The following is a 26,223-nucleotide window of genomic DNA, read 5'->3' as shown; positions in this document are numbered from 1 at the left end:
TGTTTTTAACGATTTGCGGTTTTTTTAGGGGGTTGACGGCAGCTGTAAAGCTTGCAAGAGGTCGGCAAAATCGTTTGAAGCGAAAGCGTCTTCTTGTGTGCAAGTTTCTTTTAATTGCTTCAAGCGCGTAAACAACTCCGGGTCATCACTTTGGTTGCTGCACAGGTTCAGCAAATCATCCAGTAAATGGCCATAAGCGCGCCACTCAATCTGTTTTAATTTTGCTTGTTGTTCGGCTGGAAGCGGAGCGAAACTCGAACTTGCGCCAAAATCTCCGAATAAGACATTGGCCTGTTTGTCGATCAGTATATTGTGGGCGTAGACATCGCCATGAGTGATTTTATGGCGATGCAAGTGGTTCAAAGTGTCGGCCATACTGATGGCTATTCGGTGGATTTGTGACAAAGTGAGCTGAAAACCTTCCGCAAAGGTGTCGCGCGTGCACGTTTCTAAGCTAGGTGGTCCGCCAAGATTGAAAAAGTGGTCGGGAATCAGTTCCATGATCAATCCCGACTGTTCATCTTCAGCGATGTGCGCCATGACTTTTACCAGATTTGGGTGCTCGCTGATACTCAAACTGGCGTGCAGCTCTTCATTTGGGTAACCGTCACTGGTGACGTCTCCTTTGAATAATTTGACGGCCACCTGTGACGCGGATAGTGCCGGATTCAAATTGTCTTTGAGCAATTCCGCCCGGTGAATGACGCCAGAGGCACCTTCACCCAATTGTTCGGAAAGCTGAATGTCTTTTAGATTGATTTTAGGCGTTGTGCAACTCTCTCCGGAAGCGTTGCTGCAAAACGGATTCCCGGCAAAGGCAAGCCATGCAAGTTTAGGCAGTTCCAGTAACCAGTCCGGCAGGTTTGAAAGTTGGTTGGCTGAAATTCGCATCAACTGTAGGCTTTGGCACTGACTCAGTGACTCCGGCAGTGCTTGAAGCTGATTGCCGGCCAACATCAGTTTTTGCAGTCGATGCAAGTTGCCGATCGAGTTAGGTAGATGCGTTAGTTGGTTGTCTGTCAAAATCAACCAGCGAGTGTCGTTGGGTACCGCATTTTCCGGAAAATGTTTTACACGATTGGATTTGAAACTGATCAGGTCCAGTTTCGGGCAGCTGGCCAATGATTGAGGAACCGATTCAAAGAGGTTGTTGTTTAAAAATAGTGACTTCAACTGATGCAGACGGTTTAAATCTTCGGGAAGTGTCGTAAGCTGGTTGTTCGATAGATCGAGTATTTGCAAACTGTCGGCTAATGAAAAAATTTCTTCAGGGAATTCGGTCAGGTTTTCGGATAGTTTTAAGCGGGTTACTGGTCCTAATTCGCCAGATTTGAGTTGAGCCAAGGTGTGCAAAATTCGTTTCTCTTGTTAAGCGTTATTTACACACAATGATAATACATTATTCATGGTGGGCATAATTTGTGGATCGTATAAAGCGCCGGAATGGCGGCGATGGTTTCAAATGGCGTTCTTAGATTCCCGCTATTGCAGACGCAAAACCCAGTATGATATGCCTTCTTCGGCGGTTTGCATGTCTGATCGCGGCAATTGTAAAATAGACAGGCCTGTTCAGAACGTTTTTCGAGCTTTTGGACAGGTTTCACTTCAATAAGGCACACGGTAATGGCAAAACAGGCGAATATTGGACAGGTAAACCGACTCAAGGTCGTTAAAGAGGTTGAGTTCGGGTTGTATTTGGACGCGGGACAGTTGGGCGAGGTCCTTTTGCCGAACCGTTACGTACCGAATGGCGCCAAGGTCGGCGACGAGCTTGAGGTGTTTATCTATCAGGATTCTCAGGACCGTCTGGTGGCGACAACCGATAAGCCGATGGCTTCGGTGGGTGAAGTGGCATTCTTGAGGGTTAAACAGGTTAACCGTACAGGCGCTTTTCTTAACTGGGGAATGCCTAAGGATTTGATGGTGCCTTATGCGGAACAGCGTGTGCCGATGGAAGAAGGACGTTCTTACTGTGTTTATCTGTATGTCGATCAGAGCGGACGGATCGCGGCGTCAAGCAAACTGAGCCTGTTCCTGAAAGAGACTAATACCGACTTCAAAAGCGGTCAGGAAGTGAGTCTGTTGGTGGCGAGTCGCAGCAACATGGGGTATACCGCGGTCATCGACGGCACCCATCTCGGGCTGATTCACAATTCCGACATTTTGCAGCCGCTGAGAATGGGGCAGAAGCTGAAAGGCTACATCAAAGGAATCCGCCCGGACCTTAAGATCAATTTGACTTTGCAGAAGCAAGGCCGAGAAGGTCGGGAAGAACTGGCCGATCAAATTCTGGCGCATTTGGAAGAAAATGGCGGCCGTTCGGATTTGGTTGATAAAAGCTCGCCGGAAGCCATTTTTAAACAGTACCGTGTCAGCAAGGCCAAGTACAAGAAGGCGTTGGGGCAATTATACAAGGTCAGAAAAATCGCCATCGAAGAAGACCATATCGAATTGCTGTAACGTCGGGGCTTGGAATAACGCAAGATGGCTAAGAAACCTTCAAAAAGAACCTCTCATAACAGTCAATCCCGTTCTGCGGTAAAAGCCGGCAGGCCTGTTCGTTCCGAAATGGGTGAAGTGCGGATCATCGGCGGCGATTGGCGTGGCCGGAAGCTGCCGGTGTTGACGGCGGAAGGCCTGCGACCCACGTCCGACCGGGTGCGAGAGACCCTGTTCAACTGGTTGCAGTTTGAGGTGCCGGGGGCGAGTTGCCTTGACGTCTTTGCCGGGTCCGGCGCATTGGGGTTTGAAGCTTTGTCACGTGGCGCCAAGCAGGTGACGTTTCTGGAGTTGGCGGCATCGAACGCCAAACAGTTGAAAACCAATCTGGCCACATTGAAGGCCGATCAAGCCGAAGTCGTTCAGACCGACAGTTTGCTGTGGTTGTCCCAAACAACCGGGCAGGCATTTGAGGTGATTTTTCTGGATCCGCCGTTTCATCAAGGGTTGATGCAGCCCGCTGTGGATTTACTGTTCAAGAACGGCTACGCCGACGATAGCAGTTGGCTGTATATCGAACAGGAAAAACAGCTGGATTGGCCGCAGCTTCCCGAGGGGTGGGTGTGTCATCGTGAGAAAACCACCTCTCAGGTACGTTTCGGCCTTTGGTATAAGGAAGAACAGGAAGATTAATTCCGTAGCATGGCATCCAGCTGGTCGACCACCTCGGCCCAGTCGGCGTCGTCATCGATCGCTTCAGTCAAAAAAGCCGACTGCGACGGCGTCCAAAACGGAGCGTCCGGAAGATGGGTGGTGTCGGCCATGGTTTTGTGGGTGTTGATGAAGGCGTCGATTTCAGCATCCGAGCTGGGCAGTCCGAGTTGTTCGAATAACGAATTGAGGCTATGAACAGGTGCTTCCATGATGTGTCTCCTAAATCGTTCAAAAGGGATTGAAACTATTGAAACGCTTTCAAGATTGAAGTTTTATCATAACCTTTTGCAAAGCAATCGCAATCCCAATTTAATCCAGTTATCATAGGCGGCAAGTATTCGTTTGATGGGTGTCATCCGTTTAACGAACCTTTTGAATCGTAACAGAAAAGAGACTTATGAGCATTACAGCGGTTTACCCCGGCACTTTCGACCCTATTACCTGTGGTCATTATGATTTGATTGAGCGCGCGGCGCGTTTCTACGACCGCTTGGTGATTGCGGTCGCCGATAACCGAAACAAACAGTCTCTGTTCACGCTGGAAGAACGGGTGGAGTTAGCGAAATCCGTCACGGCAGGTCTGCCGAATGTTGAAGTAGTCGGTTTCAGCGGTTTACTGGTCGATTTCGTTCAAGAGATTGGCGGTAATGTGTTGCTGCGTGGATTGCGCGCGGTGTCCGATTTCGAATACGAGTTCCAGCTCGCTTCGATGAACCGAAAGCTGGCACCGGATGTGGAAACCATGTTTATGACGCCGGCCGAACAGTATGCGTTCATTTCCTCTTCACTTGTGCGCGAGATTTCGGCATTGGGTGGAGATGTTTCCGAGTTCGTTCATCCTGTGGTGGCGGAAGCCTTGAAACGTAAACAGTAGCCGCCGCCTGGTCTTATAATAAAAAACCACCGTGATGGTGGTTTTTTTATGTCTATTACTTGAGTAGATAAACGTCTCCGCACTTAAGAACGGTTCGATGTTTCCAGATGAAATGGAATCTGAATCTGTTTACCTTCCGGCAGGTGGATGATCAGCGTGATCTGCCATTGCATTTTCTGAGTGGTGCAGAACGCCAGCATTGAGGTGCCGACGAAATAATCCGGTTTGGTGGATGTCAGAGTCACACGGTTATAGCCCATGTACATATTCACGCCGGAAATATCCAATTCCACTTTTTGCGCTGCCAGATTGTTTAAACTGACTTCAATGCCTAATGGTTTGGCGATCGGAATCGGGTGCGGACTGATTTTCAGAGTGACGGAAGCGTCGTCCATTTGCGCTGTGCAGACCTCATGATGCAGGTCGCATTTTTCGACCAGCGGCCACTGGGTGACATTCTCAGGTGGCGACTGTTCGCAGCCGGAGAGATCGAAAACAATCAGCAGGCCTGTCAGGATGAATGTCAGGGTTCGTTTGGTCATGCTCAAATCATACTGCCTTTTAAAAAGCCTCACAATATATTCTTAAAGTTCCGGACTTCATAAAAAGCTGGACGGGTTATTCAGATGGAATGCGTTGCCAGTGACCGTTTTCTTCGGTTACCTGGTATTTTGCCCATCCTGCGAATTCGCTTCGTGTCATGCAGTCGCTGCGTTTGTTTTCCTGTCCGGCGACCTGTTTGAAGATCACAAAGTCCTTGGTCGGGTCTTCGCTGGTGGATTCGTCGATAATCTGTCGAACACTCCAATCTTTACCGAGTTGCCCATTGCTGTAAAAACCGCCCAGACGGATGTCACCGGTTTGCAGTGTTGCTTTAGTGGCATTAAGGTTGGCTAGGTCGAAAATTCGTCTCAGGTCGTGTTCGTTGACGTCCACGAAGGAATCGACCTGCTTCAGCGCTTGAAGGAAATCCTCATGGGAGAAGATCTCATGCTCGGCTTGCGGTAAAGGTACCTGCTGTTGTCTCTGTTGCAGGAAAGCAGGGTAGCGACGCCAGTAGAACAGGGCGTTGAAAGTCAGGGCCACGCCAAGAATCGCGATGGCGTCTAGCATGACGGGCGTAAATACAAAGCCATACCCCAACGCATGGATGGATTCGCCGCCAATGACGGCGCTGAGTGCAGTGGCGCCGCCCGGAGGGTGCATGCAGTTGAGATAGTACATGGCCGCAATGCTCAACCCCACCGCACTGCTGGCGGCGATGAGCGGATCCGAAATCCATAAAGCGCAACTGACTCCGATTAGAGCGGAGAAAAAATGTCCGCCCAGAACAGACCAGGGTTGGGAAAGAGGGCCGTGCGGAACCGCAAATAGCAAGACCGCCGTGGCGCCCATTGAAGCGATGATTGCCCAACTATCGGGTAGGTCGAGAAACGTTTGGGTGATGGTCAGGATGACGAATAAGGCGACAAATCCACCTAACGCGGAAATGATTTTTTCGCTATGACTGACCGGGCTACGGTTGATTCCCAGAAACTGTTTGGCGGTATGAATGAATTTCATGGTCTGAGTCGTCTGATGGTGTTTAGGAAAAAGTATCACGTTCCGCACCTTTAAACAAATACAAAGCGTAGGGATAATTTCAAAGGTAAATTAGGCAGGCCTGTTGGGTATCTGGAATTTCTTGACTTGTCTGGTATCAAGGCTATAATTCAGACCGTTATGTATTTAAGGTAATAAAGCTTTGAACCCGTCCCAGCCAGAACAATTAGTGCAGTCCTTTTTGATGGGCAGCAAGCAGACACGCTCCGGTCAACGACGTTTGTTGCTGTTGAGTAAAGTCGCTTCGTTGGGTTCATTGTCTGCAGCGGCCAAGGCGTGCGGTATGAGTTATAAAGGGGCTTGGCAGGCAATCGAAGCGATGAACCTGGCGGCGGGTGAGGAGTTGGTTCGAGCGCAGAAAGGCGGTTCCGGTGGGGGCGGCATGGTGCTGACCGAAGCGGGTGAAGCATTGGTGAGCGCCTACTTGCTGTTCAACGAACAGATGCAACATTGGATGCGGGAGCTGGAGTCGCTCTCCCCCGGTGTTTTGAGCCAACTGGAGATTATGAGGAAGATTTCGATGAAAACAAGCGCACGCAACCTGTTCCACGGCAGTGTGACTTCGATTACCAAAGGAGCGGTTAACAGTGAAGTGGTCTTGTCGATTGGCGGCGACATCGAAGTGGTGGCGCAGATCACACCGGAAAGCGTCGAGCGTTTGGGCCTGGAGATCGGTTCCGACGCCTATGCCTTGGTCAAGGCGAGTTGGGTGATTTTGACCGAAGAATTGGATGGCGGCCTTAAGACCAGTGCGCGTAATCAGTTCTGCGGTCGAATCAGTGCGATTGAAAAGGGCGCGGTGAACAGCGATGTGACGATCGAGCTGCCTGAAGGTCAGCAGGTATCGGCAATCGTGACCAACCAGAGTTTGGAAAGCATGAAGCTTGAATTGGACGGCCGTTGTTGCGCCTTGTTCAAAGCCAGTCATGTGCTGCTGGCGGTGGCGGACTGAATCGGATTCCCTTCGGGGGAAAATTTTTTGCGTATCGATATGTACTTAAGTTCATATTTGATTTGATAGAGAGGAAATGGGTATGAAACGTTTGTTTGGAATTTTGATGTTTTCAACAGGCCTGTTGGTTTCTTCACAGGTGTTTGCGGAAACCGCCAATATTGCGGTGGCGGCGAATTTCACTAAGACCATCGAAGCCGTGGGCAAGGTGTTTGAGAAGGAGACCGGTCATCACGTGAAATTCTCGTTCGGCCCGACCGGAAAATTGTATGCACAGATTCGCAACGGTGCGCCGTTCGATGCGTTTTTCGGTGCGGATGAACGTCGTCCCAAGAAAACCATTGAGGACGGTAACGGAGTGGCGGACAGTTATTTCGTTTATGCGCAGGGTCAAATCGTTCTATACAGCGCAAAGTTTCCTGTTAAAGATCAGCCGTTGGACGTTTTGAAAGCGGCCGAATTCAATCATCTTGCAGTCGCTAATCCCAAGACGGCACCTTATGGCGAGCGCGCGGTTTCCTATCTGAAGAGCAAAGGATTGTATGACGGCGTAAAGTCCAAAATCGTCAACGGTGAAAGCATTGCCCATGCGTTTCAGTATGTGGTGACGCGTAATGCGGAGATCGGTTTTGTGGCTATGTCTCAGGTCGTTGATCCACAAAGCCCGGTGTATGGAAAGGGGCAATACTGGGTTGTACCGCAAACGGATTACAAACCCATCAATCAAGGCGCGTTGATCACCAAACGCGGCAAGGACAATGAAGCGGTCAAGGCCTTTATGAAATTCATTAAAACGCCGAAAGCGATTGAGATCATCAAGCAATTTGGTTACAACGTCAGTTAAAATGCCCGCGTCGAAATTGAAATAAATGCTTTAGATAGAATTCAACTTTAGGAAAACAAATGTTGGAAATTTTCGGAACCGAAATCAACTTGGGCCCCATTTGGCTGACTTTGGAAGTCGCAGCCATCACTACACTGGTTCTTCTGGTTGTCGGTACACCTTTGGCGTGGTGGATGGCGCAGATGCGTTCCTCCAACAAAGTTTTTCTGGAAGCGTTGGTGGCTTTGCCGCTGGTGTTGCCTCCGACGGTACTCGGTTTTTATCTGCTGATTATTTTCAATCCAACCGGGCCGGTCACCGAGTTTCTACGCTTTTTCGGATTTGAAGGGCAACTGACCTTCAGTAAAACCGGGCTGGTTATCGGGTCGGTGATTTATTCGCTGCCGTTTGCGGTTCAGCCTTTGATGCACGCTTTTGAAGCCATTCCACAACGCTTGTTGGATGCGGCGGCTACGCTGCGTGCAGGTGTCTTGGACCGTTTCTTTTCCGTTGTTTTGCCGTTGTCCCAAAGAGGCTTTCTGGTGGCGGCGACTCTGACCTTCGCGCATACTGTCGGTGAGTTCGGTGTGGTGTTGATGGTGGGTGGCAACATTCCGGGTGAGACCCGAATGGTGTCGATCGACATTTTCGATCACGTGGAAAGTCTGGAATACGATCAGGCGCATATTTTATCGGCGATGATGTTGGTTTTCGCTCTTGTGGTGTTGATGTTAGTTTACGGTCTGAACCGCCGTTTTGGTGTGAAGGTGGGGTAGGATGCAAAACAAACCGATGATGCATGGTTACCTGAAATTGAAATTGGGCGAGTTTGAACTCGACAGTGGTGATTTTAGTCTGGATCTGGACGGTGTGACCGTGTTATTCGGGCGATCAGGTAGTGGTAAAAGCACGTTGTTGCGTGCTATGAGCGGGCTGGATAAACGCACTCAAGGCATTCTTGTTGTGAACGGTAAAATTTGGCAGGAAGGCTCTCGCCGGATGGCGCCGCAAGCACGCAATATCGGCTTTGTGTTTCAGGATGCGGCGCTGTTTCCGCATATGACGGTACGCCAGAATCTGAATTACGGCATGAAGCGATTGCCCAAAGGTGTCGCGGAGTTGTCGGATGCCGAGTTTAACGAAATCGTCAGTCGTGTCGGTATTGCCGATAAACTGGATCGTGCGGTTACCTATCTGTCGGGCGGTGAACGTCAGCGTGTGGCGATTGCCCGGGCGCTGTTGAGTCGACCTGATATTCTCTGTATGGACGAACCTTTGTCTGCGTTGGATTGGCGTTCTAAATCCGAGTTGTTGGCGTTGATTGAAGACGTGGTGGCGGCTTACAAGATTCCGTTGTTGTACATCACACACTCGCCGGCGGAAGTGGAGCGCTTGGCGGATCGAGTCGTGTTCATGCATGACGGAAAGATTGAAACAGTCGAAACTCTGCAGGAGGCGTTGGCTCGGCCGGATTCGCCGCTCTTCGCCGAAGAGGGAGTGGTATCGGTTCTGGAAGGTCTGTCGATGCCGATGGAAGCGGGTCTGCATCCGGTTGTCATGGGGGAAGATCGACTATGGCTATCGGATCTGTCGGAATTGACTCAAAAGGCGGTGCGGGTGAGGGTTTTGGCTCGAGATGTCAGTATTGCGCTTTCCGACCCTAAGGATTTGAGCATCATTAACCACTTCAAAACCACCATCTGCGAATTGATTCCAAAAGGCGAACACCGAACCTTGGTGCGATTGTTGATGGCGGACGGTCAAAAGCTGTTTGCCGAAGTCACGAATCATTCGGCCGAGCGTTTGCATTTACGTGTCGGGAAAACGGTCTTTGCATTGATCAAATCGGTGGCCGTGACCGAATAGACACGCTCAATCTCCGCTTTCTTAATCATTTTTTTGAACAGGCCTGTTCGGTTCTAAGCTTTTTTCGTTCGACTGCGTTTCAACGGCTGGCATTTCGGACAGACGTAGCTGGCGCGCTGATTGAGTACCAATCGTTCAATTGGCGTGCCGCAAACCGGACAGGCCTGCTTGTCACGGCCGTAGACGTTCAGTTTCTGTACAAAATACCCCGGTTTTCCGTCCGCATTCAAAAAGTCTTTCAAGGTGGTTCCGCCCTGCTCAATGGCAGCCGCCAGCACCTTCTTAATGTTATTTGCAAGGGTTTCACATTGAGTTTTAGTCAGTTGCTGTGCGGGTGTCAGCGGATGGATCTTCGATAAGAACAAGGCCTCGTTAGCGTAGATGTTGCCCGCACCGACCACAACATGACTGTTCATGATAAAACTCTTCACGGCGACCTTTCGGTTGCGGGACAGCTTATAGAGATAGGCTCCGTTGAAATCGTCCGACAGCGGTTCGGGGCCAAGGTCGGCCAACCGTTCGTGGGATTCTAAATCACCTTTAGACGCGTCGTGCCAGAGTACGGCGCCGAATCTGCGAGGATCGTTCAAGCGTAATAGGTAACCGTTATCGAATTCGATGTCGACATGGTCATGTTTTTGAGCGGGAGTGCCGACTGGAAGAACCCTAAGGTTGCCGGACATGCCCAAATGAACCAAAAGAGTGCCTTTTGCTGTTTTTAGAAGCAGGTATTTGCCGCGACGGGCGACTTCCTGAATCGACAGGCCTGTCAGTTTTTCAGGTAGGTCCGAATCGATCGGCCAACGCAGATTCGGGTTGCGAATCACGACCTTAGTGATGGTTTGGCGATCTATTTTAGGTTCGATGCCTCTGCGGGTGGTTTCAACTTCGGGTAATTCTGGCATGAATGTTTCTAGCTTGGTATTGTGTCTATTGGTTTAAGCGCTTTATTGTAATGAAAATTTCATTGGGCCAAGTTAAAAAATACGTCTAATGGCATTTCGGTTTAGTGAGGAACTTGAACGAGCGAGCTAGAAAGGAAATGCGATGAAAACCTCTCAATATGACCTGGAGTACGATGGTGATTTTTTCCTGATTAGTAAGCAAGGCGAGATTCTGGCGAGCTTTAAATCGGTAGAAGAAGCATTTGAGGCTTTGAGAAGCCTTCAGGAAAACCATCCCCCTAATGCGGAGCAGCGAATTCCTCCTGCAATGCGTTTTATGCGGCAACATCCTGATTTAGTCTAAGGCGACAAGTGTGGGTAAGTCGCGGATACCATGTAATCGTTGATACATTAAAAATTTTGAATCCTTGCAGTAAAAAAATTACGTTCCCTTATTTACCGCTTTATTGTATGGTTTCTCTATATTGAATATTGGCTTTAAATTCATAATGAATAATACCCGTCGTGCGTTTTTGTTTCCCTTCTTGACCTGGTTACTGCTGACTTTGTCAGTGCTTGTTCCGAAAACGGTCTATGCCGAAGAACCCCATTCCCCATTGACGCCGGTCAGCCTGCAAATCAACTGGAATCATCAGTATCAGTTTGCGGGTTATTATGCAGCGATTTATAAAGGCTATTACAAGGAAGCCGGGATGGATGTCACGATTAAAGGGTGGCGTCCGGGTATCAATGTGGTTGAAGAGGTAGTCTCCGGGCGATCGGATTTTGCGGTTGGTTATGGAACCTTGGTGGTGGATTTCGCCAAGGGCGCCCCGATTTCGTTGGTGATGGCTTCTTTTCAATTTTCCCCGATGGTGCTGTTGTCGCATTTTCCGGTTACAGATTTGTCCGAATTGTCGGGCAAGCGTGTGATGCATTACGGCAATCTGCAAATCAACAGTTTGTTGGACAAAGCCAAGACACTGGTATCTGAACCGATTGAAATCATGAAGTCGTCGGGTGACCTGAACGATTTCATCAAGCACAATGTTGACCTCTACGCGGCTTATTACACCAACGAACCTTATCGTCTCGAAAAACGGGGTATTCCGTACTATGTTCTGGATCCTAAGACCTACGGCGTACAGAGCTACGGGGATTTTTTAATTACTTCCCAGAGTAAAGCACAGCTTCAACCAAATTTGGTGGAGAAGTTTAAAGCCGCCACAATCAAAGGATGGAAATATGCCATTCATCATCAGGAAGAGGTGGTGGATTTCATCATGCAGAATTACCCGGTATTGAAATCCAGGGATTCGATGTTGGCCGAGGCGAAAGCAACGACTCGTTACGTTCAGTCGGGAGAGACGCCAATCGGTAAGGTCGAAGCCTCGAAATTGATGGCGACCGCTGCCGGTGCCAAAGAAGCCGGTTTGATCACTCAGGAGCAGTATGACCGGTTGAATATCGATCACTTTATATTCAACGCAAATCGATCCACGCTGACCCCTGAAGAGATTAAGTATCTGAGTAAACATCCGGTCATTAAACTCGCCAACGATACCAAATGGGAGCCATTTGAATTCATTGACAAGCATGGCGTTAACCGAGGGATTGCTGCGGAATACTTAAAACTGTTTGAAAAGAAGTTTGGTATGAAGTTTCAGCCGGTCATCGATAAGTCGTGGTCGGAAGTGGTCGAAATGGCTAAACGCGATGAACTGGATATGTATTCTTGTGCAGTCGCGACCAGCGAGCGTAAAGCTTATATGAATTTCACCAAGCCGTTCCTGTCGTTCCCTATGGTGTTGGCGGCTAAAGAAGGAATGAAATTTATTGACGATTATGCCCAGTTGAACGGGCGAACCGTTGCAGTGGTAAAAGGTTATTGGTCACAGGAATATCTAAAAAACCAGTATCCGGGCATACATTTGTTGCCGGTTTCTTCTGTTAAGGAAGGGCTGGATGCGGTGATCAACGGGAGGGCAATGGCCTACTCGGGGAACCTGGCTGCAATCAACTATGCAATCCGTAAATATGGATTGGAAGGCGTTCGCATTATCGGTCAATTTGACGAGCGATTCGAATTGGCGATGGGGGTTCAGAAAGACAACCCTATTCTATTCAGCATTATTCAGAAAGCACTTGATTCGGTGACGGACGAGGAGCGTCAGGAGATTTTCAATCACTGGATCAAGCTGGAAGTGGTCAATAAAATGGATACGCAGCAGTTGATGGAAATTGGAATTCCATTGTCTGTAATTTTTATGGCGTTATTGGTTCTGGTGTTGATTTATGCCTACCAGAAGACAAGACAAAAATCTTACATCCACGAGATTCATGAGCTTTCTTATGCGACCGAAATCGATCTGAAAACCAAGGAGATCATCTGGGCAAGTGATTCTTTTGCAGAGTTGTCAGGATATTCCAAGGATGAGTTGGTAGGGATGAGTTATTTGAGTTTGGCTGCTCATGCTATGAGTGACGCAGCCAAAGCCGCAATTTTTCAACAGGTGGAATCCGGTAAGCTTTGGAAGGGAGAAATGCAGGGTAGAACCCGTTCCGGAGATTCCTATTGGGTGGATTTGACGTTGACGCCTGTGAAGGACATTTTCGGAAAGGTGACTCGGGTTACCGCGACGCGGGTGAACATTACAGATAAGAAACGGATTGAGCAGCTTTCACTTTTGGATGAGTTGACCGGTTTGTATAACAGACGTTACTTCAATGAGACGCTTGAGCGAGAAGTCAAACGGGCACACCGGGAGCAGATGCCGTTGGCGTTAGCTATGCTGGATATCGACTTTTTCAAGAGCATCAATGACGCTTACGGTCATCAACATGGTGATGAGGTATTGAAACGGATTTCAGCGAAAATCAAGGCGTCATTTTCTCGGACGGACGATTGTGTTTTCCGTATCGGCGGCGAGGAGTTCATGGCGTTGGCTTATGTTGAAACCTTCGAACAGTTCGAAAAGCACCTTCATGAGTTATGTGCCCAAATCGAAAGCATGGAAATTGAAAATATGTCCTCTCCATTCCATAAGGTGACGATCTCGATTGGCGCCGTCTTTTTGGAAGTCCATGAATTGGTCGAGACTAAGACGATTATGAAACAGGTTGATATGTTGCTTTATGAAGCCAAGTCTAAAGGCAGGAATCAAGTCGTGGTCAGGAAACTGGTGAGTTAGACTGTTTTCTAAGTCAATATAGGATTAGTTCTGCTTGGTCTCTTCATTCGGAAACCCAATTTCTCTGGGTTCCCGAATGAAGTATTGCGTTTCAGTTAAGTTTTATTTTGCTCTGTCTTGTCGGATGCATCCGTCAACTTATCGAGTTCAATCAAGGATGAATCGTCTGTCTCGACGTTCTTTTCGTCATCCATCTTCGTATCCAAGCCCTTTTCCTGTACGGCATGCGGTTCTTTCGACACTTGTCCTGACGGGTTGGCAAATTGGTCGTTCAGACTCTGTATGGTCTGTTTGCTTGTTTGGATGATGTTTATCAGACGTTTTTGAGTACGTTTGCTCCAGCCGCGGACGTTTTTACTGAACATGCCTCGCCAGAAACGATTGTTGTGACGTAATGCATTGGCAATATCCGGTTGTTGTTTTTCGAGTTTACGGGTGTCAAATTGGCAGAGTTTATTGCGTAAATAATAGTGAATGCCAAATACCGCTGCAAGCAGGATTCCGCTTATCAAGGTACCGTGCATCCAGTCATTTGCCAGCCATTCATTGAAAGAGGTTAGTTTTGAATGGTTTGACCAGTAGAGCCAATCCAGTCCGCTAAGCAGCGCGCCCAGAATAACGATGTCTGCCACAATGACTTTTCGGCGCCAGCGTTTTATGGCTGTTTCGATTTGCGGGATTTTCTGCTCTCGTATTTCGTTTGCAAGCGTTTCCGCTTTGTGGGCGATACGGTAGGCTCGCTCTATACTGACTTTGTCCATCCGGTTCAGTATCTGTTCCAGATCTTGATCTTTTTTGCGTTTGAAACGTTCTTCCAGATTTGCATCGGCAATCGGTGGCGCTAGATTTTCATTGTAAATCGTATAAAAGTTGCCGCTAATTAATCCTTGTTGGGATAGGGCGCGTTGCCATGAACTGATGACCTCTTCCGGATTGTCTTCTTGCGCCGCCGTGTCGATCTGGTTCAGTATGTAGAGTATCTTGTCACTGTCTTTGCGATTGATATGGGTCTTGACCAAGTGTTGCAAAGTGTCTCGCATTGCACCCGGTTCAGGATGGCGGGCGTCAAAGAAGACGAGTACCAAGTCAGACATGTCGATGATGTGATCGGTCAGTTTTAAAGTCGAATCGCGTTGGGCGTCGGCATCGAACCCAGGCGAGTCGATGAGAATTTTTCCTTTCAATATCTCTTCAGGCACGGTTTTGAGCTGTAGATAATGATCGATTTTATTGCCTTCTCCTTGATCGACTTTCTCAATTTCCTCGGCGATGCCGAAAAATGGGAAGCGCGGGTCTGCGTTTAGGGCGAGACCTGGAAGGGTGTGGACTTCAGTGCCGTTACCGAAGCAGATGGCGGTAAACTTTTCGTCGACGGCTTGATTACCTGAAGTCTGGACGTTGCGCTGAGTATATTGGTTGATAAACGACGATTTACCTGCTGAAAATGTTCCTAGAACGGAAATAACCGGCCACCACGATATTTGTGATGCATAGGTCTCGTCTTTCGTTAATAATCCGGTTTTGTAACCAATAGCGTCGAGTTCTTTGTAGTTATTGATAGCGCTCAAGAGCAGAGGATTTTCTTCATTTAGATGTTGTTCCAGTTTTTTATATCTGTCTTGCGGTTTCATTTTGAATGTTCCTCATTTGTGCGGGCATTGCCGGCAGGGGGAAGAATGTAAGGGGCCGGTGCATATTGACGACGACTGTTCGACGGCATGGCTGACCATGGCACTAGGGAATTCATACTGTTCATCGGTGCCGAAATGTTGCCGTTCAGCTCCGATAGGTTCGCACTCATGTTGTTGGCAGAGTACCCCATGAAGTAAACCGATTCATGGATGCCGTGCAAGGTCTTATTCATGTCCATCAGATTGATATCAAGTTGGTTCATCGCTGTGTTTGCCTTGATAAATTGATCGTTCATGCTCTTCAGGTAGCCGTTTATGTTCGCCATATGCGCATCCATGGAGATCAAACGTGCCTCTATGCCATTCATCTTTTGGTTCATGGTATTGGTCATTGTGGCAACCGCCCGAGTCATAGTTATCATATTATCTGAAATTTGGCTCATATTACGAGAGACATTATTCATGTCTTTGGTTATGTTCAGAATCAAATAAAATCCATAGGCGGCTAAAAGTATGAAGGCGATCATCATAGGATAAAGCACGCGTTCCCATTTACGAATCCCATGCGTCATAGCCTTGGAAAGATCGGAAATATCCTTTTGGGTATCTATGTTTAAATCCAATTGGTTCGGTTGAGTCATGATTTTTCCTTAGACCTTTAATTTGCTGTATTACTGGGATTGGAACGGGGGAATATGGAATGAACAGGCGGTCTTGGTAACAGGTTCATGACGTTGTCCATTTGTGTTTGATTAAGGCGTTTACGAATCCAGTCCGTCGTTTGTGGAGAGAAAGTTGCCAGTCTGTTGGCCAAATAAGCGGCTCGTTGCGATTGATTGTTTGAGATCCATTCGTTTGCACTGGCTTTCCATAATTGAGCCGCTTTTTGAGGTTGGTTTAGCCTCCACATCAAGTTGCCGTATTCTCCAAGGACATTGGGATTTTGGCTGATGATGGCGAGAGCGTCGTAAATTTGTTCGGCTTGCGACAAGTTTGAATTGTAAAAAGCAAAGCGAGCTGCCTGCCAGGCCTGTTGAAATGAGTTGTATTGGATTAATGTTGATTCAATCACTTCTCGGTTGGAACGAGTGTTTGATTCGTTTTCTGAGGAGAGACCTATTTCGGTTTCTAGGCTGATATATTTATTTTCAGTTGCCATGCTAGATACGTTCGGCTTAATCTGTGATTGAGTGTCTTCTTTGGCAGACTCTGTTTTCGAAGCACTCGCAGCGATTTTGTCTTGTTCCGGTTGCACGTTCACATTTTCTGTCGTTTGGAGTGGTTCGACTAGAGTGGCATCGTTCAGACTGGAATCACTTTCTTCTTTAGTAGTATTGGATGTGTTCAACTCATTGTTACGGTCGGATTTGGCCGCATTATTCTCAATAGTTTTAGAGTCGGTTATCGGCAGTGGATTTTTCATTTCATTCGATTCAGGTGCTCGTGTCGAGTAGGCTAAAGAAAGGATGGCCGCCGCTGCCAGTACCAGTATGAAGAAACCATTGTTCAGTATTAATCTAAGTAATTGCATAGTCATCCTCTCGGAGTAGGTTGATTTAACGATTCGCCAAAGAGGGTTTTGGCCATGTGTAAAAATTCCCGGCTCGCTTTGTCGTCGGGTTCGAGTTCAAATACGGCTAATCCTTCGCTGAATGATCTTCGGTAGGCTGTACGGTTGTGTAGACGGAACGGGATACGTTCAATGGCATTAAGCCTATCCAGAGCGTCCTCCGTTTCTTTGGTTTCCGCGACAAAAGGGTGTGTGTCGGCACGGTTAAGTACAGCAACGAGTCTTGGAGGGTTGGAGCGTAGGTTTAAAATTAAATTCAAAAAACGTTGTGTTGACCAAATATCAGCCTGACTGGGAGCGACGGGAATCAGGATTTGATCTGCGAGTAAGATGGCTTGGGACAGGGCTTTTTGGTCGCTCATGCTCGCGTCGATCAGTAAATGCTGGTCAGTCGGACTGTCTTTGCGGGATAAATGGCTTAAATCATCTGCATCTTCAGCAGTGGCTAGTGCTGGTGCGTAGCCTTCTTCAATTCGTACTTGTAGTACATCGCTCATGGTTTTCTGCGGATCGCAGTCGAAAACCCGAACGGATTGATGATTTTGGGCGAGCCATACGGCTAAGTTGAATGATACGGTGCTTTTTCCCGTACCGCCTTTCATGTTTCCTATTACTGTGATCATGGTGTTTTCCAGTGTTAAAACGGCTTTGCTTAAATGGTGTTAAGCAAAGACGTCTGTAAGTTTGGAGTTAATGCGGTGTCTCCTCAATGCAACGTCGGTTGCATTGGAGGAGAGACCTTGCAGAGGTTTACTTGTTTTGTGGCGCCGCAGGTGCTTGTGGCGCTTGTTGTACCGGAGGCGCCGGTGGCATTGGGTATGGGTAGTAAGGCTGTGGTGCAGCCATCATCGGCTGTCCGCCTTGAGGAGCCATATTCCCTTGTGGTGCGGCTTGTTGTGGCATGTATTGTTGAGGTTGCGGCATGTAATAGTATGGTTGGCCTTGATATGGTTGCCCCCATCCGTAACTGCGGTTATAGCCGTTACCATAGCCTTGGTTGTATCCATTGCCGTAATAGCTTCCGTTCATATTTTGTTGGCGTTGGCCTTGACCTTGTGCGGAACCATCCATGTTGGTTTCAGCATTGAATCCCATGTTGAAGGAGCCTTTTCCGGACCCTTTACCGGAACCGTTCCCTTGCCCGTTTCCGTTACCGGATTGGTAACCGTTTCCATAGCCATTTCCGTAGCCATTACCCTGTCCTTGACCGTTGTTATAACCTCCGTTGTTCCATGGGCCATCGAACCAGTTTGCCGATGCGCTTTGAACGTTCAACATAACGGCTGAAAATAGGGTTACTAATGCAATCTTGTTCATTATCATTCTCCTTTGAATTTGATAATATGTGCAGTCGCTTTGAAAAAAGGCAGGGGTGCACTAAATCCCGTCTTTTTGAAGAGTTATCTGTAATCAACGGTCTTTTTGTAGTCTGATTACAGACCTGTTAAATGGCTTTTTTAAGCCGTTTTCAATGTCTTTTGCTTAAGTTTGAACGCCTGGGCAAAAGACTTTAAAACTCTGTTTTCCAATCAATTCCAAAATGGCATCGACATATTCGGCCAGCTGAACGACGGGCTCGGCATGTTGAAATTCGGATTAGGCATTTTGGGCATATTCATTTGAGGCATGTTCATGTTCGGCATGGACCAGTTCCCCATATCCCAGTTTCCGTTTCGCCAGTTATTCCATGGTGTGTTGTTCCACGGAGTGTTATTCCAAGCGCCGTTATATCTTGGGGTGTACATCGGATAATTTCCGTAAGCGCCTGGTTGCGCGTTATAATGCGGTGCATTGCCGTAAGCCGGAGCTGTTTCGTAAGGCATGTAATTTCCTTGAGGAGCAGGGTAGCGGCTATAACTCGGCGGCATACCATCGGCGTGGTTTCCTTGGATAGCAGGCGAGGACGGAGTGAAAGATTGAGGGTGTTGGTTTTCAATCCACTGCGGCGAATGTTGTCTGTCTTGATAGGCACTTTCAGGTTGAGGCCAAAACTGAGCCGAGGCAGCCTGTGATAATGAGACACCTCCAATCAACAGTAGAGCCTTTAGAGTGGTGGAATAGAAAGTCTTATTCATTGTCTAAATCCTTTAATTGAATACCGCGTTTACGGCGAGTATTGGTTTTAATGTTTTTTGTATTTGGGCTCACTTGATTTTCTGTCAGTGGTTTTTTCTGTTCATTTTCAGTGTCTTGGATCACAGAGGTGTTTGGCGCGATTTCCGTTTCTTTATCCTCGTGATTTGAAGACGGTTTAGAGTTGGGTTTAACCGTTTCGAATTGGCACCCGGTTTCTTCAGAGTTGTTGGAGCAGAAAGCGCGACGAGCACTGACACAACCAAGCGGGATGACCACCAGGGTTAGTAGCGTAGCGACAACAATTCCGAAGATCAGTGAGATTGCCATGCCTTGGAAAATCGGGTCGAATAGGATGACACTGGAACCGAGAACCAGTGCAGCGGCCGTAATGACGATCGGGCGTGTTCTGGCTTTACACGCATAGATGACGGCGTCAGTTACCGGTGTGCCGTGTTGGATTTCTTGTCTTGAGAAGTCCACCAGTAATATCGAATTACGGACGATGATGCCAGCAAGGGCGATAAATCCGATCATGGAAGTGGCTGTAAACTCCGCCCCCATAATCCAGTGTCCCGGAGCAATCCCGATTAGCGTCAAAGGAATCGGAGCCATAACAATCAATGGAATCAGGAAGTTTTTGAACTCCCAGACGACCAACATATAGATGATTAGGAGCGCGACTCCAAAAGCCAATCCCATATCTCGGAAGGTCTGATAGGTGACTGTCCATTCGCCAGCCCAGATCATTCCCGTCTCGGACGTACCGTCCGGTGTGATGACGAAATTCCCTTGCAAACCTTTCAAATCGGGGTCTTCATCAATGAGTTTCTGGATTTCAAGCATGCCGTAGATTGGGGCGCCTAAGCGCCCTTCGCCGGTACCGGTAACGTATTGAACCGGCTTGAGGTCTTTGTGATAAATCATGGTCTGCTGGCGTTCGATGACAAACCGGCCCAGTTCGTTCAACGGCACGAGTTGTCCTAGTTCACCTGTTACCGGAATTTGACCGATTCGGGCAAATTCAGCACGCATTGAAGGGGGCGCTTGAATGGTGATAAACGTCGGTTCACCACGTTTGAAGCCTTGCTTGACGTCTCCGAGTTTGAAGCCGCCCATAGCCATTTTTATGGTTTGGTTGATGGTGCTGACCGTGATGCCGGACTCCATGGCTTTCTGTTTGTCGATGACGAAACGCCAGCTATCATGAGGGGCGGTGATGAAATTATCGACATCAACTACCATCTCAGCTTTTTCAAACAGGTGAGTCAACTTTTCAACGGTTGTATTACGTGTTTCTGCATCCGGACCGTAGACTTCTGCAACAATGGATTGCATAACAGGTGGCCCAGGCGGCATTTCTACGACTTCGATTCGGGCTCCTTGAGTACGCGCGAGTTTATTTAAGGCTGAGCGAATCGATTCGGCGATTTCGTGGCTGCTACGGTCACGCTCGTCTTTATTCGCGAGATGGACTTGGATGTCCGCCTGCCATGTGTTTTGTCTTAGGTAGTAGTGGCGTACTAAGCCGTTGAAATCGAAAGGGGCCGCCGTCCCGACGTAACTTTCCATTGTGGTGACTTCCGGTACAAGCTCTTGCAAAGTTTTCACCAGTGTATGGGTCAGGTTTGCAGTGACTGGTAAATCGGTGCCTTCCGGGAAATTGACGACGACGCTGAAGTCCGGTTTGTTATCGTAAGGCAGCAGTTTGACTGGAACCATGGTGCTGTAAACCAGGTAGACTGCTAAAGCGAATGCGACGAAAATGCTGATCAGGAATCCCCAGCCTTTTGCTTTTTCAACCAGCAGGCTTTTTAGCAAGACGTTAAAGAATCGACCGAGTTTTTCGCTTTGTTCGTGTTCTTTTTGCTCGGAAGCCTTAAGTTGTTCCATTTTGGGCTTGATTCGTTGTGCCAGCCAAGGCGTGAAGGCAAAAGCCGCAAATAATGAAATGACCATAGCAACCGATCCCAATTGCGGGATGGGAGCCATATAAGGCCCCATCATGCCGCTGACGAAGGCCATAGGCATCAAGGCAGCGATAACGGCAAATGTCGCGATGATGGTCGGATTACCGACTTCGGAAACCGCATCGATGGTCACCTGGGTTTTTGTGTTACCGGAAATCAACCAGCGACGATAGATGTTTTCTAATACGACGACCGCATCGTCTACGAGAATTCCGATAGAAAAAATCAGGGCGAACAAGCTCACTCGGTCGATGGTGAGTCCCATTATCCAAGCCGCAAACACGGTTGATAGAATTACAATCGGTATGACGATGGAGACGACGGCAGCGGCACGCCATCCTAGAAAAAACCAAATCAATAGTGTGACGGAACCGGTGGCAATGAACAGTTTGAAAATCAGTTCATTCACTTTGTCGTTTGCAGATTCACCGTAGTTTCGCGTGATGTGGATATGCACATTGTCCGGAATTAAGGTTCCGCGTAGATTACTGACGGTTTCAATGGCATCACGTGCCACACTCACACCATTGGCACCGGGCTGTTTGGCTAGCGCGACCGTAACAGCATTGCTACCATCTGAGGATTGATGCCCAGATGTTTGACCTTGGCCTGTGTAAAATTGCACCAGATTTTCGGCTTCTTTCGGTTGTTCTTTCACAATGGCAACGTCTCTTAGGAATACCGGTGCTTTGTCTTTGACTCCGACAATCAGATTTGAAACGTCTTCGGCCGATTTTAAGTAGTTGCCTGTGTAGACTTTATAGTGTTGTTGCCATGCGTTTAAGCTACCTGCTACGGATTCACTATTGGCCGCGCGGATGGTTTGTCCGATTTGTGTAAGGGAGATGCCATAGCCAGCCAGTTTTTCAGGTTGGATTTCGACGCTGATTTCCGTTGGTTCTCCGCCTACGACAAAACCTTGCGCAGCTTGCGGGAGGCTACCGAGTTTCTGTAGTACGTCAAAGCCCAACAGTCTTAGCTGAGAACTGTCTAATTCGTCGGATGAAAGTGTGAAGGCAACGACGGGCACGTCATCCGCCCCTTTGGGTTTCACCATCGGTTGAGGTACGCCTTCAGGCATTAAATCCTGATTGGAACCGAGTTTGTTATATACGTCCACCAGAGCGGTTTCCATATCTTCACCCACTAAAAACTGGACGGTAACCATTGCTTGGCCGCGTTCGGATGCGGAATAGACATGATCAACGCCTTTGATCTCTTTCATCAGGCGTTCCAGAGGTTCGGAAACCAGAGCTTCAACTTGTTTATTGGAGGCGCCCGGGTACTCCAAGATGATGTCTACCATCGGTACGGAAATCTGTGGGTCTTCCTGTCTTGGTGTGAAGAGGATGCCGAGAATTCCGATTACAAGCCCTGCGATAATGAAAAGAGGGGTGATCGGTGAATCGATATAGGCACGAGCGGTCGAACCTGCCAAGTCGTGTTTTTTATTCGCTTTCATATCGATTTCAGGTGCTGAGTTTTCGTGTTCGGTTTGCATTCTGGTCACCTGATTACAATTCGTTTGCCGATTTCTTCGGATCAATTAATTTGTCCTTGTCTAAAATCCAGCCGGATACGATGTCCATCGGCGGATTAGTGATGACGGTTTCACCGGTCCTTACACCTGAAAGAACAATGTAGTATCCGTTTGTTGTCGCATCACCTGTGCGTATGACACGCATTTCGACTTTTTGCGTTTTAGGGTTGACTGTATAGATGCAAGGCAAGCTCCCCCGTTGCACGATTGATGATGACGGTACGGTTGGGAAGGCTTGTTGCTGCGAAGAGGAATTTAAGACCGAAACCTCTGCATACATGCCTGGTGCCGCAGGCGTGCCGACAGGCAGGTCGAATTTCACGGTCACGGTATGTTGTTGGTTGTTTGCTACAGGGAATATTTGTGCCACGCGGACTTGAATCGGTAGTTTGTTAGCCAGTCGGGCATGGAAAATATCGCCTTTGCGAATCCCAATCATCAAGTTGACCGGGACATTGACTTCAATGCTCAGGTGGTTGCTTTTGGCGAAAGTCATCATCGGCTGTCCTGGTTGAACCGTGTCGCCTGCTTCAACCATCTTTTTGACAATGACACCATCAAATGGAGCGATTGACTTGGTGTCTAGCAAGATCACATCGATTTCATCAATTTTCGATTTGATCTGCTGCATCATGGCTTCGGTTTCTTTGACGTGAGAGAGTGCGGAGGACATATTGGCTTGACGGTCGACCTGAGTGTTGCCGTAGCCCATTGAGTTGGACATGGGTTTGCTGAATACCTGATCCATTAGGCCGGGCAAAGCCATTCCCGGCATGCTCTGCGCTGTCTTAGGGCTCCATAACTCGCGGTTATATTGGTTGAGTGCGTTTTCATGTGCATAACTTGCCTGCTGCCATTGAGCCAGAGCCGCATTGCGTTGAGCGCGTAAAACATCGTCATCAATGGAAACCAGCAATGTACCCGATCTGAATGGATCGCCCTCAATTCCGGAGATATAGTTGACCTGTCCCGCTACCTGCGCATTGATCGAGACTTCTTTGAAAGGAATGATTGTTCCTCCTAAACTGACATATTGATCGTAGATCTGTTCAGGAATGATTTGAGTCTGAATGGGTGCGGCTTGTGTGCATGAAATGGGAGACGCCAGTAATAGTAGGGCTGAGCATAATTCCCGAAAGTAGCGATTAGGTCTTTTCATGATGGTCGTCTCTGTAAATAAGTCTAATTACTAATCTAGGTGCTTATTTGCGAAAAGATAACCAAGGATTTTTTTCTAACTCACAAAACTAATTTATATAAGTAAAAAGCAAGGGCGAGTTGATTTATAAGTCTTTGATTATATTAGTTTATTATTATTTAATGATATTGGGTAATGCTAATATTTGAATGTTTTATGCGGGATTTTTATGGGGGTATTTTTTGGGGCTACAATGTGTGTATTGCCTTAATAATCATATGGATAGTAAGGTTTTGGAGCTTGTTTTTGTGTAGTGACGCTGATAGTTGACTTAGGTAGAAAGAGGGGGTTGAGAGCCGGATTCAAGGCGTGTGGAGATCAGGCGAGTTTGGCTTTTGTGGTCGAACACAGGAATTTTAGGCATAAAAAAACCCGATCTTTTGAATCGGGTTTGATCAGCTAAACTTGGGTAAAGTTTATTTGATTTTTGCTTCTTTGAACAAGACGTGTTTACGAACGATTGGATCGTATTTCTTGATTTCAAATTTACCAGCCATGTTCTTCTTGTTTTTATCCGTAGTATAAAAATAAGCAGACTCTGTTGACTGTAGTTTAATCTTATCGCGCATGACAGTCTCCTTAGACTTTCTCACCACGTGAACGCATTTCCGCGATCACAGAGTCAATCCCGTTTTTGTCGATAATACGCATACCTGATGTAGATACACGAAGTTTTACAAAACGGCTCTCAGCTTCAGACCAAAAACGATGCGTTTGCAAGTTTGGCAGGAAGCGACGACGTGTTTTACGGTGAGAGTGGGAAACATTGTTACCGACCACAGGACGTTTTCCTGTTACTTGGCATACTCTAGACATTTCACAATCCCTCTAACAGAGGGAACTTTAAGCATCACTCAAGGAGTCCTAAAGTTCCCGTTTAAAATAAAAATATTCGAATATTTCTATATCTAGCGCTACATGAAGCACTAAAAATAAAGAAGCGGAATTATCCATGAATTCGCTTAGGATTGCAAGTCCCTATGTTGTTAATTTTTAGCGTTAATTCATGGATGTGTCATAAAATCCGTTACGGACGGAGTACGGGACTTTCCACTCCGGTGGTTTCACCGGCCGGAACAATATCCCAACTTGTCGTGATCGGCTTCACGTGGGCGTCACGGCCGTAGATATAGCTCTGTTCGTCAACGATGACTTTGTAGGCCTTGTTCAGCATCATAGCGCGTTCACGTGATGGCGACAGTAACACGCTGATGTCCTGGTGAATTTTGTCGGCCTCATCCTGTTTTAGAGAGCCGTCCTCTTTGAAGAATTTTGCGATGACCTCGTCGTTGTTACGGAACTCGTTAGCGGATTGGTTTTGAGTCAGGTACTGGGTGTATTCCCAGGTACCGTCTTTCCACTGAGGTTCCTTGAGCCCCTGAATGCCTTTTTGGTTCCAGTAGTACCAGCCCGCCTGAAAATTATCCGCTGAAAGTTTTCTCGGGAAGGCGAAGCTGCTGTCGGTGGTGACGCCCAATCCGGAATGGCATCCCATACAGTTAACGGATTCTTCATAGCTCTGCGGTCTTAATTCTCCGGTTTTATCTTCGATAAAGGCTTGATAGGCCCAACCTACCCCATTCAGCATGCCGGCTTCTGGGTTTCCAACTATACGGCGTAGGCGTTCAGGAAAGTCGTGGATTTCCTTGGTCTCCGACATGGACGCATTTCGAAGTTGAGAGTAGTTGTTCCAGTTGATTTTGACGCCGTATCGAAGTTCCTTGATACGTGCGGCCAGTTGGATCTGGTCCTTGTCGTCCATATCGATATAACGAACCGTATGCAAGAACTCGGTTCCGACCGGGTAGAGGCCGGCGGCCAACTGAGTCTGTTTGGCGTCAAGCAATTGTTTTGCTTTGCCGACGTAGGACATATTGATGCCGTTTCTTGGGTCCCATTTGAAAACAACTTGGGTTGCGATATTGAATTTCCCGTTATGATCCAGATCAACACCGTATACCTTTTCGTCGGTTGGTGGAATGGTGACATCTTTGTTCTGGATCAATGCTTCCACGATGGCCAGGTTCAGCTTGTAAACAGCGCGGTCGTACTGACCGGCTTCGTTCTGTCTGAAGCTTTCGTTCAAACGAATCAGGACGTCATCGGTACTGCCGTTGGTCGGCCAGAAAGTACCTAAGAAAGGTGTGTAGCCGAATGCGCGCCAACCTGTGTCTTTTCCGGAAGGATCGCGGTCAAAACCTTCCTGGTCGAAGTTGTAATAGCAATCCGGTTGGTAACCGTTCCATTTACCGTCTTTGTTCACGTCCCATGCTTCCGGAACCTGCTGTAGTTTTTTAGTTAGGCGAATATCGCCGTGTTCGTCGAAATAATTGGACTGGCGAACGTAACGCATGATTTCCTCATCGGAAATTTTCTCAACGGCTGCAGTACGGTCTTTGAACAGGTTGGTCCAAGGGTTTTTACGTGCCGTATCTCTGAAGTCGTATGACAGCTGCAGTTCCGAGTCGTCGATGAAATTTGGAGTTTTCGGGTTGGTATGGCAACTGAAACACGGATTATGGATGCGGTCGTTCTGGCCTCTGGTTTTGGTATAGCACTGTGAAGGTATGTAGGCGGCTTTGGTATTTTGAATGCGATTGTCGAGTAAGGAAATTTCGACTGTATCCGAACTTGGTTTGTCTGAAAAAGCGGTGAGCAATGAAAGCCCGACAAATAGAAGGATTACCACAAACAGTTTGAATTGGTGTTTCTTTAAAAGTTGAATCATTCTTAAACCCTGTAACAACTTGAATAATGGCTTGATTGAGATTGCCGTTTGCCACTTAAAGCGACTTAAGCAATCTCTTTCCGTAGAAAGAGGTTGGTTAAATAGCTTTAACAAAAAAGCCCTAACCGGGTTGGTTAGGGCTATCAATCAAAGAGTGAAGCTCTTTGA

The 26,223-nt window shown here is 47.7% G+C and carries 25 protein-coding genes; 9 read left to right on the top strand and 16 right to left on the bottom strand.

All coding sequences use genetic code 11. From position 1 onward, the window contains the following. Positions 1 to 24 precede the first annotated feature (24 nt). On the bottom strand, positions 25 to 1,353 hold the full coding sequence (locus QCB45_RS06180; RefSeq protein WP_279419975.1) for a leucine-rich repeat-containing protein kinase family protein: 1,329 nt from the start codon (positions 1,351 to 1,353) through the stop codon (positions 25 to 27). Positions 1,354 to 1,623: 270 nt separating this feature from the next. Between QCB45_RS06180 and QCB45_RS06175 the strand changes: the two genes are divergently transcribed. Both QCB45_RS06175 and rsmD read left to right on the top strand, forming a co-directional pair. Continuing rightward, on the top strand, positions 1,624 to 2,460 hold the full coding sequence (locus QCB45_RS06175; RefSeq protein ID WP_279419974.1) for a S1-like domain-containing RNA-binding protein: 837 nt from the start codon (positions 1,624 to 1,626) through the stop codon (positions 2,458 to 2,460). A 24-nt stretch (positions 2,461 to 2,484) separates the two neighbouring features. Continuing rightward, positions 2,485 to 3,132 carry a 16S rRNA (guanine(966)-N(2))-methyltransferase RsmD gene (rsmD, locus tag QCB45_RS06170; RefSeq protein ID WP_279419973.1) on the top strand — a complete coding sequence of 216 codons (648 nt, stop codon included), beginning with the start codon at positions 2,485 to 2,487 and terminating at the stop codon, positions 3,130 to 3,132. On the opposite strand, the gene QCB45_RS06165 is transcribed toward rsmD, so the two are convergent. After that, on the bottom strand, positions 3,129 to 3,362 hold the full coding sequence (locus QCB45_RS06165) for a DUF2789 domain-containing protein (RefSeq protein ID WP_279419972.1): 234 nt from the start codon (positions 3,360 to 3,362) through the stop codon (positions 3,129 to 3,131). The genes rsmD and QCB45_RS06165 overlap by 4 nt on opposite strands. 188 nt (positions 3,363 to 3,550) lie before the next feature. Here QCB45_RS06165 and coaD point away from each other — a divergent pair, with 188 nt between their 5' ends. Continuing rightward, entirely contained in the window at positions 3,551 to 4,027 is a 477-nt protein-coding gene (gene coaD / locus QCB45_RS06160; RefSeq protein WP_279419971.1) for a pantetheine-phosphate adenylyltransferase, read from the top strand. Between the two features lie 83 nt (positions 4,028 to 4,110). Here coaD and QCB45_RS06155 read toward each other — a convergent pair whose 3' ends face one another. Both QCB45_RS06155 and QCB45_RS06150 read right to left on the bottom strand, forming a co-directional pair. Next, complete coding sequence (locus QCB45_RS06155) at positions 4,111 to 4,569, bottom strand: hypothetical protein (protein WP_279419970.1); 459 nt, start codon at positions 4,567 to 4,569, stop codon at positions 4,111 to 4,113. 76 nt (positions 4,570 to 4,645) lie between these two features. Next, on the bottom strand, positions 4,646 to 5,629 hold the full coding sequence (locus QCB45_RS06150) for an HPP family protein (RefSeq protein ID WP_279419969.1): 984 nt from the start codon (positions 5,627 to 5,629) through the stop codon (positions 4,646 to 4,648). Between the two features lie 169 nt (positions 5,630 to 5,798). Between QCB45_RS06150 and QCB45_RS06145 the strand changes: the two genes are divergently transcribed. The 4 genes from QCB45_RS06145 (at position 5,799) to modC (ending at position 9,270) form a co-directional block, all read left to right on the top strand. Next, positions 5,799 to 6,581: a TOBE domain-containing protein gene (locus QCB45_RS06145; RefSeq protein WP_279419968.1), complete on the top strand. Its 783-nt coding sequence runs from the start codon at positions 5,799 to 5,801 to the stop codon at positions 6,579 to 6,581. An 82-nt stretch (positions 6,582 to 6,663) separates the two neighbouring features. Beyond that, positions 6,664 to 7,425, top strand: coding sequence for a molybdate ABC transporter substrate-binding protein (gene modA, locus QCB45_RS06140; RefSeq protein WP_279419967.1), 762 nt, complete (start codon positions 6,664 to 6,666; stop codon positions 7,423 to 7,425). A 59-nt stretch (positions 7,426 to 7,484) separates the two neighbouring features. Beyond that, complete coding sequence (gene modB, locus QCB45_RS06135) at positions 7,485 to 8,180, top strand: molybdate ABC transporter permease subunit (RefSeq protein WP_279419966.1); 696 nt, start codon at positions 7,485 to 7,487, stop codon at positions 8,178 to 8,180. 1 nt (position 8,181) lies between these two features. Then, positions 8,182 to 9,270 (top strand): molybdenum ABC transporter ATP-binding protein, encoded by a 1,089-nt coding sequence (gene modC, locus QCB45_RS06130; protein WP_279419965.1) that lies wholly within the window; start codon positions 8,182 to 8,184, stop codon positions 9,268 to 9,270. A 53-nt stretch (positions 9,271 to 9,323) separates the two neighbouring features. Here modC and mutM read toward each other — a convergent pair whose 3' ends face one another. After that, positions 9,324 to 10,175: a bifunctional DNA-formamidopyrimidine glycosylase/DNA-(apurinic or apyrimidinic site) lyase gene (gene mutM / locus QCB45_RS06125; protein WP_279419964.1), complete on the bottom strand. Its 852-nt coding sequence runs from the start codon at positions 10,173 to 10,175 to the stop codon at positions 9,324 to 9,326. 142 nt (positions 10,176 to 10,317) lie between these two features. On the opposite strand from mutM, the gene QCB45_RS06120 reads away from it, so the two are divergent. Beyond that, a complete protein-coding gene (locus QCB45_RS06120) occupies positions 10,318 to 10,518 on the top strand; it encodes a hypothetical protein (protein WP_279419963.1) in 201 nt (66 codons plus the stop codon). A 145-nt stretch (positions 10,519 to 10,663) separates the two neighbouring features. After that, the gene (locus QCB45_RS06115; RefSeq protein WP_279419962.1) at positions 10,664 to 13,345 is read left to right on the top strand and encodes a diguanylate cyclase; all 2,682 of its coding nucleotides are present in this window, start codon (positions 10,664 to 10,666) and stop codon (positions 13,343 to 13,345) included. A 95-nt stretch (positions 13,346 to 13,440) separates the two neighbouring features. Here QCB45_RS06115 and QCB45_RS06110 read toward each other — a convergent pair whose 3' ends face one another. The 11 genes from QCB45_RS06110 to QCB45_RS06060 form a co-directional block, all read right to left on the bottom strand. Then, positions 13,441 to 14,976: a dynamin family protein gene (locus tag QCB45_RS06110; protein WP_279419961.1), complete on the bottom strand. Its 1,536-nt coding sequence runs from the start codon at positions 14,974 to 14,976 to the stop codon at positions 13,441 to 13,443. Beyond that, complete coding sequence (locus QCB45_RS06105; protein ID WP_279419960.1) at positions 14,973 to 15,617, bottom strand: hypothetical protein; 645 nt, start codon at positions 15,615 to 15,617, stop codon at positions 14,973 to 14,975. Before QCB45_RS06105 ends, QCB45_RS06110 begins: the two co-directional genes overlap by 4 nt. A gap of 17 nt (positions 15,618 to 15,634) precedes the next feature. After that, complete coding sequence (locus QCB45_RS06100) at positions 15,635 to 16,507, bottom strand: hypothetical protein (protein WP_279419959.1); 873 nt, start codon at positions 16,505 to 16,507, stop codon at positions 15,635 to 15,637. 2 nt (positions 16,508 to 16,509) lie between these two features. After that, positions 16,510 to 17,169 carry an AAA family ATPase gene (locus QCB45_RS06095; protein WP_279419958.1) on the bottom strand — a complete coding sequence of 220 codons (660 nt, stop codon included), beginning with the start codon at positions 17,167 to 17,169 and terminating at the stop codon, positions 16,510 to 16,512. Between the two features lie 127 nt (positions 17,170 to 17,296). Further along, the gene (locus QCB45_RS06090; protein ID WP_279419957.1) at positions 17,297 to 17,863 is read right to left on the bottom strand and encodes a hypothetical protein; all 567 of its coding nucleotides are present in this window, start codon (positions 17,861 to 17,863) and stop codon (positions 17,297 to 17,299) included. A 212-nt stretch (positions 17,864 to 18,075) separates the two neighbouring features. Next, on the bottom strand, positions 18,076 to 18,621 hold the full coding sequence (locus tag QCB45_RS06085) for a hypothetical protein (RefSeq protein ID WP_279419956.1): 546 nt from the start codon (positions 18,619 to 18,621) through the stop codon (positions 18,076 to 18,078). After that, positions 18,614 to 22,090 carry an efflux RND transporter permease subunit gene (locus QCB45_RS06080; RefSeq protein ID WP_279419955.1) on the bottom strand — a complete coding sequence of 1,159 codons (3,477 nt, stop codon included), beginning with the start codon at positions 22,088 to 22,090 and terminating at the stop codon, positions 18,614 to 18,616. Before QCB45_RS06080 ends, QCB45_RS06085 begins: the two co-directional genes overlap by 8 nt. Positions 22,091 to 22,103: 13 nt before the next feature. Further along, positions 22,104 to 23,288: an efflux RND transporter periplasmic adaptor subunit gene (locus QCB45_RS06075; protein ID WP_279419954.1), complete on the bottom strand. Its 1,185-nt coding sequence runs from the start codon at positions 23,286 to 23,288 to the stop codon at positions 22,104 to 22,106. Positions 23,289 to 23,743: 455 nt separating this feature from the next. Next, positions 23,744 to 23,896: a 50S ribosomal protein L33 gene (gene rpmG / locus QCB45_RS06070; protein WP_279419953.1), complete on the bottom strand. Its 153-nt coding sequence runs from the start codon at positions 23,894 to 23,896 to the stop codon at positions 23,744 to 23,746. A gap of 10 nt (positions 23,897 to 23,906) precedes the next feature. Beyond that, positions 23,907 to 24,143, bottom strand: coding sequence for a 50S ribosomal protein L28 (gene rpmB / locus QCB45_RS06065; protein ID WP_279419952.1), 237 nt, complete (start codon positions 24,141 to 24,143; stop codon positions 23,907 to 23,909). 211 nt (positions 24,144 to 24,354) lie between these two features. Further along, complete coding sequence (locus tag QCB45_RS06060) at positions 24,355 to 26,055, bottom strand: hypothetical protein (protein ID WP_279419951.1); 1,701 nt, start codon at positions 26,053 to 26,055, stop codon at positions 24,355 to 24,357. Positions 26,056 to 26,223: the final 168 nt, after the last annotated feature.

Origin of the sequence: Thiomicrorhabdus sp. ZW0627 (genome assembly GCF_029767005.1) — a bacterium.
Taxonomy (GTDB): domain Bacteria; phylum Pseudomonadota; class Gammaproteobacteria; order Thiomicrospirales; family Thiomicrospiraceae; genus Thiomicrorhabdus.
Note: the sequence above shows the minus strand (reverse complement) of the source record. Positions and strands in the feature narration are given on the sequence as shown.